Below are 18,518 nucleotides of genomic sequence, written 5' to 3'. Positions count from 1 at the left end.
ATTTAACGTTACTCTTAAAGTGATTTTAATGAACCTTTAGGAAGAACGCTCACAATGTAGTTACGATTAATCGTAATTTCTGTCGTGTCGTTTAACGCAATCACGATGCTATCGCTACCTTCGGTTACTTTAGTAATTTTGCCGATTAAACCACCAGCGGTTAAAACTTCAGTACCTTTTGCAAGCTCAGACATCAATTTTTTATGTTCTTTATTGCGTTTAGCTTGAGGGCGATAAATCATAAAGTAAAAAATTAAACCAAAGATCACGAAAATAAATAACGTGGACATCGGGTTTTGTGCTTCCATTGTATGTTTTCCTTGTTAATTTAAGTTAAAAATTGCGCTTAAAATACCATAAATTGGCTCATTGGGAAAGGTGAACCACGCCCAATATCCTACGTTATGGCGATTAATTTTATTTTTTCAAGATAACGATAAATTCTTTTTCCGAAGCGTAATATTGCTCGACCAAGGCAACAGAATTTTCTTCTGCAAAAATAGAAAAATTTTCAACCGCACTTTCAAGGTTTAAGATCAACATTAGCTCATCATTTTTATCCAAATTTTTTAAGGCTTTTTTGGCACTTAAAAGAGGAATTGGACATCGAAGTGCGGTTAAATTGAGCTGATATTTCATTCTTTCACTTGACGACGAGCACTCATGCTCTTGCCCATTTCAGCCAAAATATCCGCACTTAAGCATTCACGCCCCATTTCAAATAGCGGTTCTTCTAATGCAATATGACGATCATAACCTTGAATAAAGCGTTCAATTAAATGTGCATCAATATTCTGACGTTGTTCAGAAATAAGCTCTTCTAACTGCACAGATAGTGCATTCCAATTTTCATGCAAATAGTCGTGCTGTTTTTCTAATTCATCAATGGAGCTTTGTGCTTGCGGAGCCACTTTGACTAATTGAGGGAAAAAATCTAATTCTTCATCCTCATGATGTAACGGTGCTGCACGATTGAAATAAGTTAAAATCTGCTCAACATCATTTAATACAGCCTGAGTATAGCCATGTTTTTCTAGATAATCAGGCAAAATGCTTAACTGGCGACAAAAACGTTTTACCTTACTATGACAGGCATAAAGCATTTCAATAGGTTCATTCCAGGTGGCGAATTGTTGAGGTTCAAGAATTTGCATAAGATTTCCTTTGTTAAAAAGTGCGGTCAAAAAACGCTTCATTTTTCTACCGCACTTTCATCAATTATGATTTATCCGCTAATTGTAATGGTGGAACTGGTTTGCCCATGCGAGCATAAAATTCCACCACAAAATCATCAAAACGATCGTCTTCAATCGCTTGACGAATTTCCGCCATTAAACGTTGATAATAGCGTAAATTGTGAATGGTATTTAAGCGTGCACCTAAAATTTCACCGCATTTATCTAAATGATATAAATACGCTTTGGTGTAGTTTTTACAGGTATAGCAATCACATTCAGGATCCAATGGGCTGGTATCATCGCGATATTTTGCATTACGGATTTTAACAATACCATCAGTCACAAATAAATGACCATTACGTGCATTACGGGTTGGCATCACGCAGTCGAACATATCAATACCACGACGCACGCCTTCCACTAAATCTTCCGGTTTACCTACGCCCATTAAATAACGCGGTTTATCAGCTGGGATTTGTGGACAGATGTATTCTAAAATGCGGTGCATGTCTTCTTTTGGTTCGCCTACCGCTAAACCGCCTACCGCGTAACCGTCAAAGCCAATATTCACTAAACCTTCTAGTGATACTTTGCGTAATTCTTCAAATACGCCACCTTGAATAATACCGAATAGGGCATTTTTATTGCCTAATTCATCAAAGCGATCGCGGCTACGTTTTGCCCAACGAAGAGACATTTCCATGGATTTTTTCGCATAATCGAAAGTCGCTGGATAAGGCGTACATTCATCGAAAATCATCACGATGTCAGAACCCAAATCATATTGAATTTCCATGGATTTTTCAGGCGAAAGGAAAATGCGCTCACCGTTAATTGGGTTTTGGAATTTCACGCCTTCTTCGGTGATTTTACGTAATTTACCTAAACTAAATACTTGGAAACCGCCACTGTCAGTCAAAATCGGACGATGCCATTGCATAAAGTCATGTAAATCACCGTGTTTACGCATCACTTCCTGTCCAGGACGAAGCCATAGATGGAAGGTGTTACCCAGTAAAATTTCTGCACCTGTCGCACGCACTTCTTCTGGCGTCATGCCTTTTACCGTGCCATAAGTACCCACCGGCATAAATGCAGGGGTTTCTACACTGAACGTACCTTGTGGACGTTCAAATACCAAACGACCACGACGAGCATTGCCGCTTGTTTTATCTAATTCATACTTCATTTTTGCTCCAACGAATAAACAGTTCGAAGATTTTTTTGAACAAAAAAGCCTGTTAAAAAATACAGGCTTTGTGCTATCATATTTCCAATGCTCTTTGAGCAGAGGCGGATCTGCTAAAATCAGTCCGCCAGTATGCACCTGACGGGCTGTTTGAGTAGATCCTTCATTTGTAATCAAATTGAGGATAAAAACTATGATTAATCTCATTATTAAACTAATCATTGTTATTCTACTTTGCCTACTATTGAAAGGTAGCGCTGGCTAGGTAGATTCTCCGACAAGGGATGGTTACCGCCATCTCTTGTTCTTTATTGTAGGTGCTGACTAATTACAAGTCAAACAACTTATTCCAATCCTCTCACATTAGAATTTTTATTAATAAACATCGCATCGCCATAACTAAAGAAACGATATTTTTCTTGTACTGCATGCTTGTACGCATTCATGGTATTTTTATAACCAGCAAAAGCTGAAACTAACATAATCAACGTGCTTTCAGGTAAGTGGAAATTAGTAATTAAGCAATCCACCACTCGGAATTTTTTTCCTGGATAAATAAAAATAGATGTATCAGAAAAATAAGGCTCAATTAAATCTGGATTGCCAAATTCTTCCGCAGAAAGCGCCGCACTTTCAATAGAACGAACAGAAGTGGTTCCTACTGCAATAACACGTTTACCCACTTTCTTTGTTGCAATAATCGCATTGCAAACTTCTTGAGAAACTTCTACGTATTCTGCATGCATCACATGATCTTCAATATTTTCGACACGAACTGGCTGAAATGTGCCCGCGCCTACGTGTAATGTAACAAACTCAAAATTCACGCCTTTCGCTTTAAGTTTTTCAAGTAAAGGATCATCAAAATGTAAGCCTGCTGTTGGTGCTGCTACAGCACCTGGGACTTTACTGTAAACGGTTTGATAACATTCTTGATCGGCTTCTTCATCTGGACGGTCGATATAAGGCGGCAATGGCATATGTCCAATGGTTTGCAACACATCTAAAAGAGCGGTTGATTTATCACTTAATTCCACTTCAAACAATGCACCATGACGCGCTGTCATTACCGCTTTAATTCCATTATTTTCGCCTAATTTATCTTCACCTAAAAATAATTCAGCCCCTTCTTTTGGTGATTTTGATGAACGGATGTGGGCTAAGAAACGATACTCATCTAGCATGCGTTCAACTAAAACTTCAATTTTTCCACCACTGGCTTTACGCCCAAACATTCTTGCAGGAATGACTCGAGTATTATTGAAAATCAATAAATCGCCTTCATCAATTAAATCCAATACATCTGAAAAAGTGCGGTCAATTACCGCGCCATTTTCCCCATTCAAATGTAATAAACGGCAAGATGCTCTATCCTCCTTTGGATAGCGAGCAATAAGTTCATCAGGTAAATCGAAATTAAAATCTGAAACACGCATAATAAAGTTTAGGTTAAATAAAATAGGTAGTAAGTCTAGTTTAGCTTAAGACGAGGCTAAATAAAAAATCTAGCCAGTAAAAAATGGCTAGATTTTCTTTTATAAAGTCTAATTACCATTCAAAGTCAACAGCTGCATTATAAGCTGCAGAATTACGCTCACTCAAAGCTATCCCTACTTTTGCAGCAAATTTCTCATTAAAGCGATATCAAGTTCCTACTGCAATAGCATGCTTAGGCCCATATCCTCCAACAGCAGCAGTAACATTAAAATGTTTTATATTGTAGGGTTGAAATAGACCAGCTAAGGCAGCTTGCTGTGCTAAACCTCTATCAACTCGACTTTCTAATGCATTATGTCGTTTTACTAGAGCTTCATGTTTTTGAGGTGGGAATACAGGAATATCAATATTACGAGTAATAATACCACTAGTGTTACCAGCAAAGGCATTTCCAGAAAAAAGCGCCAAAGGAACCAGAGGAATTAAAGATAGTTTGATAAGCTGTGATTTCATAAGAAACTCCATTTTCTTTATTTTTGATTGCATAACCAAAATTCTCTACAATCTTACACCAGGGAACTTTCAACTACATATTCTAATACTTTTTGAATAAAAAAACACGAAATACTCATTTTTATGGGCTTTTTATTCCCAATATCTTCTTATATTTTGACAAGAAAAAATGGCTAGCAATTACGCTAGCCATTTGATGAATTATAAATTTGCTTTTTTAGTTGCTTTTGCGTTTACATCACAGTTTTTGATGATGATCTTATCGCTAGTTTTACCTTTCTGAATTAAATTCACAGGTACAACAGAATCAAATTTATCTAAAGTTAAACCACTATCTACATTCCAAACATAGTCATCAGAAGTGAAACTTGTAAAATCCTTTTGTGATTTATCACGAGCAAAATCTTTTGCAATAATTTTGTTACCTAAACTAACCATTGCCGCAACTGGCTCTTGGTTTTCAAATTGATATACTGCAGTCACAGTTTTTTTATTACAAGAATAAACTACTGTTTTGTCAGTAATAGTTGACGCAGTTTGAGCAGCCATTTGAGCCGATGCTTTTTCCATTACTGGCGCTTCTTTTGCACATGCAGATAATACAACAGCGGCAGCAAATGCAGGTAAAACTTTAGTGAAGTTCATTATTAAATCCTCTTAATTAAGCCCCAATCTGAGGCGCTACTTAGATACGTTAAATAAAATAAAGTTCTATTTTAAAGTAAAAATTTGTTGAGATAAAAACTAAACAACTCGTCAAACAAATCAACCTATCTACGAATGATGTTTTACCAACGATAGCCTAATTTCAAGCCTATATTTTGCTGTTTATCTAATTGCGAACCTTTCGATTGTGAGATAGCAGCAGAAAATTGGAAATGTAAAATTTCCGTACTTAATCCAACCTCTTTTTGCCAATAACGTACAAATGGCTGTTGTAATGTAGCACTATTCACTTTGATTTGCATATTGGCATTAGATGCATCAACATAATTCACTGAGAAATAAGGCTTAACCGTGATGTTATTAGTTGGTGTAAAAGTATAATCGATCCGTACACCTGTATTATAGCGATTAAATACAAGGCTAGGTGTTTGAACTCTCACGCCTTCCGATTGATAGTTTTCACGTTCAATAAAATAGCGATTCCCCCCCAAATAAGGCTGAATACCTAATTGCCCTAAGCGGAACTGATAACTTGCATTTACACCATAATTTACCACTTTACGATAAATTTTTCGGCTTTGTTCTCCTGCTGTTTTACTTACACTGCTCCCCATTCCTACGCTTACACCGAACTGGAAATCCTTCCATTGATATTGAGCAAATCCCGATAGCATCATCAGTGTAGTATAATTTTTAACTTGTTCATCAAAGGTATTATCCGAACGGCTATGTGAGAAAACTGCCCCAATTCGTCCATTACCTAACGCTTTTTGCATCCCAATTTGACGCAAGTTAGTTTTCTGCTTATAAGCACGGAACGCATCAGAATCATAGTGTCTTTTATCCTGTGCGATATTTGTCCACACCATAGGCTGCGTTTGCTCCACAAAAAGACGATCCAATTCATCTTGAATGGAAAGCATACTATTTACTGTAGCAGACAATTCCGATAACGCATTGTTTGAGTATTTACTAATTAAATTTTTTTGTTTGAGCTGTTTTTTAGCTTCTATTCTTGCTTGCTCTTCCTGAGCTTTGCGTTTTTCTGCCTCAATACGTTCCTGCTCTTCTTGAGCTTTACGTTTCTCAGCTTCAATACGTTCTTGCTCTTCTTGAGCTTTGCGTTTCTCGGCTTCAATACGTTCTTGCTCTTCTTGAGCTTTGCGTTTCTCGGCTTCAATACGTTCTTGCTCTTCTTGAGCTTTACGTTTCTCGGCTTCAATGCGCTCTGCTTCTTCTTGAGCTTTACGTTTCTCGGCTTCAATACGCTCTGCTTCTTCTTGAGCTTTACGTTTCTCGGCTTCAATACGCTCTGCTTCTTCTTGAGCTTTGCGTTTCTCGGCTTCAATACGCTCTGCTTCTTCTTGAGCTTTACGTTTCTCGGCTTCAATACGCTCTGCTTCTTCTTGAGCTTTACGTTTCTCGGCTTCAATACGATCAGCTTCCGCTTGTTTTAATTCTGCTTCTTTAATTGGGCTGTAAAGTCGATATTGATTACCGTCTTTAATTAACTCGTAACGCCATGCCCCCGCATCAACATATTGATTGGTTAATGAAACATCTAATCCAGTCGTAGGCATTGTTCTTAGTGAGATGAGAGTAAGGTGATCGAGTCTCGTTGGTTCTGCACCTGTGTTACGAACATTGAGTTTAAATGTCCCTTGTGCTTGCCCATTGACCTGCAACTTATCGCCTAAATATTGATTCAAATGAGTAAGATAATTAAATGTTCCAGAACCATTTAAATCTCCATTAATCGTTAATGTATTAAATTGGTTACGGTTAGTTTCTTTCGCAAAATCAGGATTTAATGTGACTTCACTATTATTTAAAGTAAGATTACCTAATATTGTGCTCGTCGGCATTGTCCATTGTGATTGCTTTAAAGACACATGTGTGCCATTCTCACCTGTAATTTGATGATCAAATCTTGCATTATTAAATTTAAGCTGTGCAGAATGAGTTAATTGTGCATCACCTATTAAATTAGCATCATCTACGATAGAGTCAGCTTGATCTCGCAAAATTAAATTACCTTGATGAGTGGCTTTATTGATTAAACGGTAAGTCGAATATTCTTGTGCGGTTAGATTACCCGTTAATTGAGAATGATCCATCGTCATTTCACCAATATTCGATAAACTAACTGAACCATTGATTTGAGACGCGTCATTAACATTCACTCGTCCAGTTGAGCGAACATTACCATTAATAATTGATCTGGTAATATCTGCAGCCGATCTTTCTGTGGTAAGGTCAAGTAATCCATCCAAACGAGCATTATTGGAAAGAGTGATTCTATTGTTTCCTAAAGAACTCAAACTACCTGAATGTGCCGATTGATCTTTAAGAGTGTAGGAGGCATTTTGGCTTAAAGTGACGCTACCATTCACCCGTGCGCTATTTGTCGCGGTTAATTCATTGTCCTTCGTCGCTTGAATATTTCCATTAACGGTAGAAGAATCGATATTTAAATTCGCATTATCTTCAAGATGAATAGAACCAGTTGTAGTGGCGTGGTTAGTAATATTAATGTTGGTATCATTATAGGAAAGCATATCTCCAGTCATAGTGGCATCATTAATGCTTGCTTGAGCATTACCATCAAGATGAATATCGCCTGCTTGGTTAGCTTTATGTGTTAAGTGATATTCACTATCAGAGTGGGCGTAAACAGCCCCATTAAGAGAAACTAATCCATTCACATTTAATCGAGCATGAGCGGATAGTGAAATATGTCCATTAACTTGTGTAGTAGGAATAGATTTAATCACAGATGATTCGGTAAGATTAACGGATTGACAAGTTGTTGCGCCCGTCCAATCAGAGCGAGTACAAATTGTGTTTTCTTGATTTGGGATCACGCCAAAAGTAACCGATGCATTATTGCTAATATTCCATCCGCCTTTAATAGAAGAAACATTGCGAGAAACAAATGTATTACCATTCTGAATGTTAAAATTTCCAGCAACGAAAGAACGATTAATCCAATCATCATCCATTACCACTTCACCGCGTTTTGTGCCTTCCATTTTGGCATGGTGCGGATTTAAATGGTTATAAGCGTGTGGAGTAGGGCGACCGCTGAAAATTAAGTTGCCCCCGTTTTGGGTGATATTACCTTTTAGATTGGTGCCACCAGAAAGTAAAAGATGATTTTCTTGATTGGTTGGAGAATAATTAACATTTAAACGCCCCGTGTTTTTTGCATCATCTTTATCGCCAAACCAACCATTAAAGGCAATGTCGCGTTTATTAGTAAGATCATTCTCTTTATTATTAATGATGTTGCTTCCCGTAATAGTAATATTGGATTCTTTGTTGGCATTATGATTGACTAACATTGCACCTTCATCAACGTTTTGAATACGAGTAAAGGTAAGGTCATTCCCATTTAAATCCAAACGTCCACCTCGGAACCCGAAGTAGATATTATTTGGATCGACCTGATCTGCACTATTAAGTTTTACGGTTGCTCGACCACTCACAATCCCCACTTCTTTGAAGGCTTGTTTCTGACCATTTGTATCTGCTTTCTGATCTAAAATAACGGTTCCGTTACCAACACTAATGTCACCCAAATTTTTCCCTGTGCCGTTTACAAGTAGTGTGCCGATCCCAAGCTTAGAGAGACGATCACCTTCAGGGTTTTTTACCTGCCATTCAACGGTGGCGTCTTCCCCAATAGAAACACCTGCGCCCTGCCAAGTTATATTATTTTCACTTGGTTTAACGGTGAAATCACCTTCAAAGTAAATCCCGCCGGCACCTTGATTGACATTATTTGCAATAGTAAGTATGCCTTTCCCCATGTCGCCTAAATAAATAGTTTTACCATTATGTAACGCAGGAGACCAGGGATTCGGTCCACCATAACTTGGGGATATATCGCCATTTTGATCCCGGGCTTTCTCGAGAAGAGTGCTCTTATACAGCCCCACTTCTTTAGGCTTTCTTCCATTTTGAGAGATGGTACCTTTCCCGTCCTCTACGGTTTTAAAGACGTAATGGGCATTATTGGCAAATTCTCTTACCGTTGTGTCATTATTTTGCACTTCTTCAAGGTACTCTTGGCGAGCAACTTGGTATCCATTGCCTACCGCTGCGTAAGGGTTTCCTTCACGCAACACTCCATTTAATAACCACTTGCCTTTATCTTTATCATAAATAAACATAGGGGAGCCGCTATCGCCTTGCGCCCCCGCAATCGGTAATGGTCCATATTCATTAGGGTTTTGTACACGTCCATTAAGATAAAGATCGCCGTTTCTTGTACCGCCATCCATAAAGGTATTACCTCCTGTCAGCCATGTACCACCATAAGCTAAGTCACCATTGGTTTCATTATTATCATTCTTCCAATATTGGTGTCCGCTTCCTGCGCGTACTCGCATAGGATATTTTTTTAAGTCAGTGTAAACATTACCGTGAGTGTTTGTTACCATCTCAATCGGTGCGACTTCTGTTACAAACTTAGCAAGACGAGGATGTTGGTAATCCGTCATAAATGGATGTCGAGCATCATTGACATAGTTATATCGTTTAACAACTAGATATTTATAGTTATGTCGATCGGGATTGCGTCCAAACTCACCAAAATCGACATCTTGATATCCCACGTTGTGCGCCACACTCACTAAATGTTGATCGCCTACTAGTGTGGCATAACCACCTTTTGCAAGCGAAGATAAATCAGGCATTGGCACACCTTTCATCATAGTACCAATCATTTCACCTTTCTTGTTATAAATGTCAATATTTTGCGCACCAACCGTAAACTTGCCTTTGTTTTCAGCAAAGTCACGATAGTATTGATAATTGATTCCAAAATAAGTATGCCCTGCCCAGACTTGCGATACTATCCCTAATGAAATGCAAACAGTTAAAAAATTAAAACGAAATATAGTTTTTTTCATAAGACTTACTCAATAAACAATTTGTTATGTATAAAACTTATAGTTAAACATCAAAAGTGCGGTAATTATCTGAAAAGATTTCAGATAAAAACTGAAAGGTTTAGGAGAAAATGAAGGTTAAAAATTGTACATCATTAAATAAGCAATCGCCAGGAACTTTGGTTACCGATTGATAGGTAATATTATCGCCCTATATAATATTGGGAATAATTTTTACAAATGCAGATTAAATTAAACCTACATATAGCAAATAAAATCACCGCACTTTATATCCACGTTATATAAAGTGCGATAATTTTTAACGTTTTTCCAAAATTGGTTTAAGGAATCTGGCCGTATGAGATCCTTCGACTTTAGCGACTTCTTCAGGCGTTCCAGTAGCAATAATTTGTCCGCCACCGCTTCCGCCTTCAGGGCCAAGATCGACAATCCAGTCTGCCGTTTTAATCACATCAAGATTGTGTTCAATGACGACAATAGTATTTCCTTGGTCGCGTAATCGATGCAGTACTTCAAGTAATTGCTTAATGTCAGCGAAATGCAAACCAGTAGTCGGCTCATCTAGAATATATAAAGTTTTACCTGTATCACGTTTAGAAAGCTCCGTCGCTAGCTTAACGCGCTGCGCTTCACCGCCTGAAAGTGTTGTAGAAGATTGACCTAATCGAATATAGGATAATCCCACATCCATCAAAGTTTGTAATTTTCTTGCAATCATTGGAATCGCATCAAAAAACTCGCGTGCTTCTTCCACCGTCATATCTAAAACTTGATGGATGGTTTTGCCTTTATAACGAATTTCTAAGGTTTCGCGATTATAGCGTTTGCCTTTACATTGGTCGCAAGGAACATAAACATCGGGTAAAAAGTGCATTTCAACTTTAAGTACACCATCGCCCTGACAGGCTTCACAGCGTCCACCTCGCACGTTAAAACTAAAACGTCCTGGATTATAACCACGCGCACGCGCCTCTGGCACGCCTGCAAAAAGCTCGCGAATTGGGGTAAATAAGCCTGTATAAGTGGCTGGATTTGAACGTGGCGTGCGCCCAATCGGGCTTTGGTTAATATCAATAACTTTATCGAAATGCTCTAATCCCTCGATAGATTGATAAGGTGCGTAATCCGTCTTTTCCGCTCGATTTAATGCATTTTGCGCAAGTGGAAATAAAGTATCATTAATGAGTGTTGATTTTCCTGAGCCTGATACACCAGTTACGCAAGTAAACAAACCGACGGGAATATCTAAATTCACATTTTTTAAGTTATTACCTGATGCCCCTTTAAGTTTGAGCCATTTTTTCTTATCAAGTGCGGTGCGTTTTTTAGGAATTTCGATTTTATCTGCACCTGATAAAAATTTTCCCGTGATGGAATTTGGATTCAGCATAATTTCATCAGCGTTTCCTTGCGCAATAACTTGTCCGCCATGCACGCCAGCACCAGGACCAATATCAATAATATGATCAGCCGCACGAATCGCGTCTTCATCGTGTTCCACGACAATTACCGTATTACCAAGATTACGCAAATGAATTAACGTGTTAAGTAAGCGTTCATTATCACGTTGGTGCAAGCCAATCGAAGGTTCATCTAATACGTACATCACACCAACAAGCCCCGCACCAATTTGGCTAGCAAGGCGAATACGTTGTGCTTCACCGCCTGAAAGAGTTTCAGCAGAACGAGAAAGAGAAAGATAATTCAAACCAACATTGACTAAGAACTGCAAACGCTCGCGAATTTCTTTAAGAATTTTTTCTGCAATTTGCGCTTTTTGACCAGTGAGAGAAAGTGCGGTGAAAAATTCCAGCGTTTCGCCAATACTTTTTTCCGCGATCATTGGTAAATTCGTTTTTCCAATATACACATTACGCGCTTCTGGTCGTAAACGAGATCCGCCACAATCTGCGCAAGGTCGATTGCTAATATTTTTCGCCAATTCTTCTCGCACCGACATTGATTCCGTTTCTTTATATCGGCGAGCCATATTATTCAAAATACCTTCAAAAGGATGCTTGCGAATAACCACATCGCCACGATCATTCATATATTGGAATTCAATTTCCTCTTTGCCTGAACCATGCATAATGATGTGTTGAATTTTCTTTGACAAAGATTCATAGGGCGCTTCAACATCAAAATTATAATGTTTCGCCAATGAGGTGAGCATTTGATAATAATAGAAATTACGACGATCCCAACCTTTCACCGCGCCACCAGCAAGGGAAATAGTTGGATTTTGCACCACACGATCTTCATCAAAATATTGTTGCACACCTAAGCCATCACAAGTTGGGCAAGCACCTGCAGGATTATTAAAGGAAAATAAACGAGGCTCTAATTCTGGTACAGAATAACCACAATGCGGACAAGCAAAATTTGCCGAAAAAACTAATTCTTCCGCTTTCGGATTATCCATATCTGCCACAATCGCGGTGCCACCTGAAAGCTCTAATGCGGTTTCAAAAGACTCCGCTAAACGTGTTGCTAAATCTGACCGCACTTTAAAGCGATCCACTACCACTTCAATAGTATGTTTTTTCTGTAACTCTAATTTTGGTGGATCAGATAAATCGCAAATTTCGCCATCAATACGCGCACGAATGTAACCTTGTGCAGCAATATTCTCTAAAATCTTAACATGTTCGCCTTTTCGATTTTTGACAACTGGCGCAAGTAACATCATCTTGCTGTCTTCTGGCAAACTTAATACTTTGTCCACCATTTGACTAATCGTTTGTGCCGTTAATGGAACATCATGATCTGGACAACACGGCTCACCTACACGGGCAAACAATAAACGTAAATAATCGTAAATTTCCGTAATAGTCCCCACCGTAGAACGTGGATTGTGTGAGGTAGATTTTTGTTCAATCGAAATCGCAGGGGAAAGCCCTTCAATAGAATCTACATCCGGCTTTTCCATTAAAGATAAAAACTGGCGTGCATACGCCGAAAGAGATTCAACATAGCGACGCTGCCCTTCCGCATAAAGTGTATCAAACGCTAAAGAGGATTTTCCCGAACCTGAAAGCCCAGTGATCACCACAAGTTTATTGCGTGGAATAGTTAGATTAATATTTTTCAGGTTATGGGTTCGAGCCCCGCGAATATCGATATTTTCCATAAAATAACTCAATAAGGATGAAATAAGTTTAAATTCTGCGATCATTATCGCATATTTTAACATCTGTGCAAATATCCAGTTAAAATATATAGATCTTTTGAAAAATTTCAGGCAAAATAACCGCACTTTTTAAGATAAAAAATGAGGTTTTTTATGGCTGGAGTTAATAAAGTCATTATTGTGGGTCATCTAGGTAATGATCCTGAAATTCGTACTATGCCAAATGGCGATGCAGTAGCAAATATTAGTGTAGCAACTAGCGAAAGCTGGAACGACCGTAATACTGGCGAACGCCGTGAAATAACTGAATGGCATCGTATTGTATTCTATCGTCGCCAAGCGGAGATTTGCGGTGAATATTTACGCAAAGGCTCTCAAGTGTATGTGGAAGGTCGTTTACGTACCCGTAAATGGCAAGATCAAAACGGTCAAGATCGCTATACCACAGAAATTCAAGGCGATGTAATGCAAATGCTTGGTGGACGCAATCAAAACGCAGGTAGTTACTCTAGTGATATGGGAGCTGCACCACAACCCTCTTACCAAGCTCGTCAAACTAACAATGGTGGTAGTTATCAATCATCTCGCCCAGCACCACAACAAGCTGCACCACAGGCTGAGCCACCAATGGACGGATTTGATGACGATATTCCGTTTTAATTCAAACGAACTCAAAACAAAAAGGAAGCAATTTGCTTCCTTTTGTAGTTGAAATGTATTGAAAGAATTTTAAGAATTATTGTTTGACGTTTCTTCAGATTCCTCAATCAATATTCCTGCGGTTTCATCATTTAATGCCTGAGCATCGACATGAGGTTTAATGAATGGTTTTGGCGTCCAATATTTTTTCAAGATTTCATTAGAAAAACCATGCAGAACTTCCTCATTTAGACGTTCTTGATCCAATGCGCGAACTTCTTTAATGACTTCATCAGCCTCAATCTTATCAATACCAAGTTTCATCAATGTTGCTTGGCTAAGTGCAATGGCGGATTCAAAAGTTTCACGCACAATAAAATCCACATCTTGCTTAATTAGGCTCACCGTCGTTTTTCTATCATAAGTACGGGTTAAAATCGGCAAGTTTGGATAAGCCTCTTTAAGTTGGCTCACAATTGTTTCAATTCGATCTGTATCATTAATACCAATCACCACACATTTAGCTTTTTCAATTCCCGCGGCGTAAAGCACATCTAAACGAATACCGTCACCATAATAGACTTTAAAACCAAATTTTGCCGCAGCACGGATATTTTCTATATTACGATCAATCACTGAAACGCTGATGCCGCGGATTAATAATGTTTGACATACGATTTGACTAAAACGACCAAAACCAATTACAAGCACGTTATCTTCTAAATCATCAATAGGAGACAGATCACTCGTATCCGGTTGATTCGGCGATTTTCTCTCTCCAGATTGCGCTAATTTACGCGTAATTTGTGTAATAAATGGAGAAAATAACATAGAAATAATTACTGCAGCAGTAAAAGTGGCGTTTTCATGGTTGCTCATTACGCCAGCTGTTGTTGCGGCAGAGAAAAGTACGAAAGCAAATTCACCACCGTGCGCCAAGAGTGACATTCTTCCCACTGCTTCCCGATGTTCTAAGCGAGTGATTCGAGCAACAACATACACAGAAAGTCCTTTGCCAATAATGTAAAGGAATACAATTCCAAGTAGTAATAACCAGTGATTGAAAACTAAACGTAAATCCAACGACATGCCCACGCCCATAAAAAACAGGCCAAGCAATAGGCCTCGAAATGGCTCGATATCAGCTTCTAATTGATGGCGGAACGAAGACTCTGACAGCATAACGCCTGCTACAAATGCCCCCATTGCCATTGAAAGTCCGCCTATTTCCATGGCTAATGCTGCGCCAAGTACAACTAATAAAGCAGCCGCTGTCATCATCTCGCGAATATGTGCTTTAGAAATTAATCGGAATAACGGATTCATTAACCATTTACCTGCGACAATCAAGCCGATTACTGCACCTAATGCGATGCCGATTGACATCCAATCGGTATGAGTGCTTTCTTCAGAATGAGGCGCAAGAAACGCCACTGATGCCAATAATGGCACAATAGCAATATCTTCAAAAATTAAAGTCGAAATAATTCGCTGACCTTTAGATGTGCTGGTAATACAACGTTCTTCCAAAGTTTGCATCACAATCGCAGTTGAAGAAAGTGTAAATCCCATGCCTGCGATAAACGCGACTTCTTTCGGTAAATCAAGTAAATAAATCCCTGCCAAAGTAAGCAATACACCACACAACCCAACTTGTAACAATCCCCGCCCAAAAATCGCTTTTTTCATAGACCATAGACGTTCAGGGTGCATTTCAAGTCCAATAATGAACAAGAACATCACTACACCCAATTCAGCCAAATGCACGACTGAAGCCGGATCTTGAATAACACCAAATACTGAAGGACCAATCATACAGCCCGCCACTAAATACCCAAGCACGCTACCAAGCCCTAGGCGTTTAAATAACGGTACAATAGTCACGCTCGACGCAAGCAAAATTACGGTTTTAATCAGATCTGAATCGGCAAGATGGGACATTAATAGCTCCAATGATGAAATGGAATATAATTGTATTCTAACTAGTTTCCTTTAAATAAAAAAGTGAGCATATCTCATATTATGCTCACTTTAGAAATGGATAAACCTAAGTTCAATTAATTAACTCAGAATGTCTTTTCAAACAACATATTCACATTCTTCTGTGTATAAGAATACATTTCTGGGATATTACTATCTTGTTTACGCCAGCTTAATTGGAGTTTTGGTGTAATTCCCCAAATATGCCAATCGCGTTTCCATAGGGATAAATTTATGCCGTAAATTTTATCTTCTCGACGTTTTCCAAAAGAAAACAAATTGAGATTACCAAGTTTGGCAATATCTTTAAATTCACGTTTCATTATGGATAAGCCGAGACGTGAGGAAATGCCCCAATTCCATTCTTGCCCCCAACCTAAACGTAAGCTTTTACTGTCTGAACCATATTGACGAACCTTCGTTCTTTCTGCCATGAAATCGGAACCGAGGTAGAAAAACTGTTTCGGTGTTCTTGCCCACAGTAAGGTTGCGGAAATCAGTTTGTTATTACCGTTTTGTGATGTACTGTCTAAATAACGTTGTTTTGAAAACTCTCCCGCCGTAAAAAGTTGCCAGTTTGGACTTAACCAGCGAGAAAATTCCACCCTTGCCCCATTAGACCAACGGTAACTTTCGCCGCCATACCAACGTTTTTCATAAAAGGGTTTAATACGGAAATTTTGCTTTGCGGTTTTATGTGCATAGCCAACAAAAGTGCGGTTGGAAATATCATCAAATTTATGATTATCCCAGTAGCTCTTTCCCCCAAACTCATTGCCCACCGTGAGGTAATTAGAGCTCCATAAATTAAAATCTCTCGAAATATCGAGTGAATACGCCAAACCGTGTGCTGTTTGTGGCATCATAGATTCCGAACGTATTAAGGTGCCACCATTATTTAATGCGACCGTTTTGCCCTCACCGACATTATTGACATTGGTATCACGCACATAATTAAAAGAAAAATCTACATTCCAACTGTCACGTTCTTTTAAAGCCTCTAAATAAGCATCCATTAAATGCTTAACTTGAGGCGGTAAATCCTCTGCGGTTTGCGCTTTTTCAAATTGATCTTTAGCGGCTCCATCTTGTTTTTGATTAAATAAAGCAATAGCCAGTTCAATTCGTACAGGGTTTAAATTTGGATTTTTGGCTAAAATTTCGCGATATTTATCAATAGCTACAGTATAGTTTTCCGTTATCGCAGCCAATTTTCCTTCCGCAAAGCGTTCCATAATCGGGTCACGATTTGGAAAAGTGCGGTAAATTTCCAGCAATTTTTTTATCATTTCTGGATTGCGTGCGTAAATGGCACGGCTTAATAATTCGTGGGTTAAAGCGGGGTTTTGTTTAAGTTGCTCAAGGGTAATTTGAATTTGTTCGACTTGCTCTGTGCCTAAGGGCGGTAAATTTTGTTCGCGTTTTTCAAGTTTAGCGACATTAATTTGTGGTTCAAGTTCGGTTTTAATTGGTGTTTGACGAATATCTAGTGCCGTTGTTTCTGCTAAAGCAAGAGCGGGGAAAAGTGCAGTAAAAAAGAGAGCAATATTTTTCATAAAATGAGTAACTTTAAATAAATATTTATAAACAAACAATAAGTTGAAAAATGGCGGACAAAAATCCGCCAAATATTGTTTTATAACAATTATTTAGGTTGTTTGGTTGCATCAAAAAAGGCTTCATAGCGAAAAAGATTTTTTGTTGCACCATCTTTGCCTTGAACGCGTGGATAAAAACCATTCTCTCTTGCGTAACTATCAGAATCATACTCCACACGTCCAACTATGTCACCATTTTTTGAAATAGTAGCAGAATACTTACCACCTACCATATCCTCATCCGAAAACCCTACATGACCATCTTTCACTTTATTTTCTATAATCTCTTTTTCTCCCAACTCAATTCTACCTACGGTTTTACTATCGATAGTTCCCGACATTTTAAATTTATCAGAAGAATTTTTTTGAACATCAAGTGTAACATCACCGTCTTCATCTATCGTCGTTGGTGCTTTGAGTTTCTCGTCATTGGTATCAAGCTTAACTTTTGCAAATACTTTACCTTTATAAGTTGCATCAACTAAATCGCTAGATTTACCATCTACTACAGCTCGATAAAACAGGTTTTCAAAATCTTTGTATGAAGATTCCGCTAGCTTAGTTGTGTCTGGTTGAGTTGCTGCTGGTTGAGTTGCTGCTGGTTGAGTTGCGTCTGGTTGAGCTGCTTCTGGTTGAGCTGCTTCTGGTTGAGCTGCGCCTGGTTGAGCTGCGTCTGGTTGAGTTGCGCCTGGTTGAGCTGCGCCTGGTTGAGCTGCGCCTGGTTGAGCTGCGCCTGGTTGAGCTGCGCCTGGTTGAGCTGCGCCTGGTTGAGCTGCGCCTGGTTGAGCTGCTTCTGGTTGAGCTGCGCCTGGTTGAGCTGCGTCTGGTTGAGCTGCTTCTGGTTGAGCTGCTTCTGGTTGAGTTGTGCCTGGTTGAGCTGCTTCTGGTTGAGCTGCTTCTGGTTGAGCTGCTTCTGGTTGAGCTGCTTCTGGTTGAGCTGCGCCTGGTTGAGCTGCTTCTGGTTGAATTGCGCCTGGTTGAGCTGCTTCTGGTTGAGCTGCTTCTGGTTGAGTTGCGCCTGGTTTAGCATCTTTTGGTTGAACTGGTGTTGGACGAGCATCTGCAAAATTTGAAGTAGATTTACAAGCAGTCAAACTTAGTGCAATACACATCGCTAATGCGGTTGTTTTTAACGTTGGTTTCATAACTTTTCCTTTAATATAAAGATATAGACTAACGCTTTCATTGAAATCATACTGACTACATGATGCCTCATTAACAATGAATTTCAATAAAAACGCCCAGTATGATAAACAAAAAAACAAATAAGAA

General features: G+C 38.9%; 13 protein-coding genes. 1 reads left to right on the top strand and 12 read right to left on the bottom strand.

The features are described from left to right. Positions 1 to 14: 14 nt before the first annotated feature. The 9 genes from yajC to uvrA form a co-directional block, all read right to left on the bottom strand. Positions 15 to 308 carry a preprotein translocase subunit YajC gene (yajC, locus tag DV415_RS01630; protein ID WP_005631054.1) on the bottom strand — a complete coding sequence of 98 codons (294 nt, stop codon included), beginning with the start codon at positions 306 to 308 and terminating at the stop codon, positions 15 to 17. A gap of 109 nt (positions 309 to 417) precedes the next feature. Beyond that, positions 418 to 639: a sulfurtransferase TusA family protein gene (locus tag DV415_RS01625; protein WP_005634417.1), complete on the bottom strand. Its 222-nt coding sequence runs from the start codon at positions 637 to 639 to the stop codon at positions 418 to 420. After that, positions 636 to 1,154, bottom strand: a complete 519-nt coding sequence (locus tag DV415_RS01620) for a hemerythrin domain-containing protein (RefSeq protein ID WP_118781709.1) — start codon at positions 1,152 to 1,154, stop codon at positions 636 to 638. The genes DV415_RS01625 and DV415_RS01620 overlap by 4 nt, the downstream gene beginning before the upstream one ends. A gap of 64 nt (positions 1,155 to 1,218) precedes the next feature. Further along, positions 1,219 to 2,367: a tRNA guanosine(34) transglycosylase Tgt gene (gene tgt / locus DV415_RS01615; RefSeq protein WP_005645731.1), complete on the bottom strand. Its 1,149-nt coding sequence runs from the start codon at positions 2,365 to 2,367 to the stop codon at positions 1,219 to 1,221. A 344-nt stretch (positions 2,368 to 2,711) separates the two neighbouring features. Then, positions 2,712 to 3,803 (bottom strand): tRNA preQ1(34) S-adenosylmethionine ribosyltransferase-isomerase QueA, encoded by a 1,092-nt coding sequence (gene queA, locus DV415_RS01610; RefSeq protein WP_118790570.1) that lies wholly within the window; start codon positions 3,801 to 3,803, stop codon positions 2,712 to 2,714. 208 nt (positions 3,804 to 4,011) lie between these two features. After that, positions 4,012 to 4,317: a hypothetical protein gene (locus DV415_RS10405; RefSeq protein ID WP_192879065.1), complete on the bottom strand. Its 306-nt coding sequence runs from the start codon at positions 4,315 to 4,317 to the stop codon at positions 4,012 to 4,014. Between the two features lie 201 nt (positions 4,318 to 4,518). After that, positions 4,519 to 4,962 carry a hypothetical protein gene (locus DV415_RS01600; RefSeq protein ID WP_118790569.1) on the bottom strand — a complete coding sequence of 148 codons (444 nt, stop codon included), beginning with the start codon at positions 4,960 to 4,962 and terminating at the stop codon, positions 4,519 to 4,521. A 143-nt stretch (positions 4,963 to 5,105) separates the two neighbouring features. Continuing rightward, a complete protein-coding gene (locus DV415_RS01595) occupies positions 5,106 to 9,899 on the bottom strand; it encodes a S6 family peptidase (RefSeq protein WP_118790568.1) in 4,794 nt (1,597 codons plus the stop codon). A gap of 298 nt (positions 9,900 to 10,197) precedes the next feature. Continuing rightward, positions 10,198 to 13,029 carry an excinuclease ABC subunit UvrA gene (uvrA, locus tag DV415_RS01590; RefSeq protein ID WP_118790588.1) on the bottom strand — a complete coding sequence of 944 codons (2,832 nt, stop codon included), beginning with the start codon at positions 13,027 to 13,029 and terminating at the stop codon, positions 10,198 to 10,200. Positions 13,030 to 13,182: 153 nt separating this feature from the next. Between uvrA and DV415_RS01585 the strand changes: the two genes are divergently transcribed. Further along, positions 13,183 to 13,689, top strand: coding sequence for a single-stranded DNA-binding protein (locus tag DV415_RS01585; protein ID WP_118775553.1), 507 nt, complete (start codon positions 13,183 to 13,185; stop codon positions 13,687 to 13,689). 69 nt (positions 13,690 to 13,758) lie between these two features. Here DV415_RS01585 and DV415_RS01580 read toward each other — a convergent pair whose 3' ends face one another. The 3 genes from DV415_RS01580 to DV415_RS10465 form a co-directional block, all read right to left on the bottom strand. Then, positions 13,759 to 15,609 carry a monovalent cation:proton antiporter-2 (CPA2) family protein gene (locus DV415_RS01580; protein ID WP_118790567.1) on the bottom strand — a complete coding sequence of 617 codons (1,851 nt, stop codon included), beginning with the start codon at positions 15,607 to 15,609 and terminating at the stop codon, positions 13,759 to 13,761. Positions 15,610 to 15,734: 125 nt separating this feature from the next. Continuing rightward, positions 15,735 to 17,204 (bottom strand): surface lipoprotein assembly modifier, encoded by a 1,470-nt coding sequence (locus DV415_RS01575; protein WP_118790566.1) that lies wholly within the window; start codon positions 17,202 to 17,204, stop codon positions 15,735 to 15,737. A 595-nt stretch (positions 17,205 to 17,799) separates the two neighbouring features. Then, the gene (locus DV415_RS10465; RefSeq protein WP_421794315.1) at positions 17,800 to 18,276 is read right to left on the bottom strand and encodes a pentapeptide repeat-containing protein; all 477 of its coding nucleotides are present in this window, start codon (positions 18,274 to 18,276) and stop codon (positions 17,800 to 17,802) included. Positions 18,277 to 18,518 lie beyond the last annotated feature (242 nt).

The sequence above is a fragment of the Haemophilus haemolyticus genome, from assembly GCF_003490595.1.
GTDB lineage: Bacteria > Pseudomonadota > Gammaproteobacteria > Enterobacterales > Pasteurellaceae > Haemophilus > Haemophilus haemolyticus_L.
The sequence above is the reverse complement of the archived record's forward strand: the minus strand, read 5'-3'. Positions and strand labels throughout refer to the sequence as shown.